This is a genomic window from Flavobacterium sp. ENC, assembly GCF_020991415.1.
Classification (GTDB): Bacteria; Bacteroidota; Bacteroidia; order Flavobacteriales; family Flavobacteriaceae; genus Flavobacterium.
Genome location: NZ_JAJMOY010000029.1, coordinates 1 through 761 on the forward strand (window position 1 = coordinate 1; position 761 = coordinate 761).

Annotated in this window: 1 protein-coding gene; it reads right to left on the reverse strand. The window is 45.7% G+C overall.

What is annotated here, in order from left to right; translation table 11 throughout:
- A partial coding sequence (locus tag LPB89_RS21900) for an AMP-binding protein (protein ID WP_230703733.1) occupies positions 1 to 761 on the reverse strand: 761 nt, incomplete at both ends.

Here is a 761-nt window from a genome sequence, read left to right on the forward strand (position 1 = left end):
TATCTTTCCATTGGGGGTTAACGGGAATTTTTCGATGCCCGTCAGGTAGGTTGGAATCATGTATTCCGGTAAACAGCCGGTCAGGTATTTTCTCAGGGAGTTGCTTTCTACCTCTTCGCCGGTGTAATAACCCGCCAGGTGTTTCTCGCCATCGATTTCCATTCCCACCACCACACTTTGCTGTACGCCTTCATAGCTTAACATCGCCGAGATGATCTCTTCCAATTCGATTCTATAACCGCGAATTTTGATCTGATGGTCAATTCGGCCGTAGTATTTTATGCTGCCTTCCTCGTTCCACATACATAAATCACCAGTATTGTACATCACGGTATTTTCCTGGTACGGATGTGGAATAAAAGATTTTGAAGTCAGTTCTTCCTTGTTTTGATACCCAACGGCAATTCCGGCCCCGCTCATGTAGAGCGTTCCGATCACGCCAATAGGCACCAGTTGCAATTCTTTGTCTAAGATATATGACTGCATGTTGTCAACAGGCCGTCCGATGTACTGAATGTCCTGGGTTTCTCTTACCTTTTTATAAGTCGAATATACCGTAGTCTCCGTTGGACCGTACATATTCCAGATGGTTTCCGAATATTGGATAAGTGATTCTCCAAGGGATAACGATAATGCTTCTCCTCCTGTAATGACACGCACTTTATCGCTTCCTTCCCAGCCGGCATCTACCAGCATCTGCCAGAAGCCCGGTGTGGCCTGCATGATTGTCGGATCGTGTTTGTCAAACAATTCGATGATCA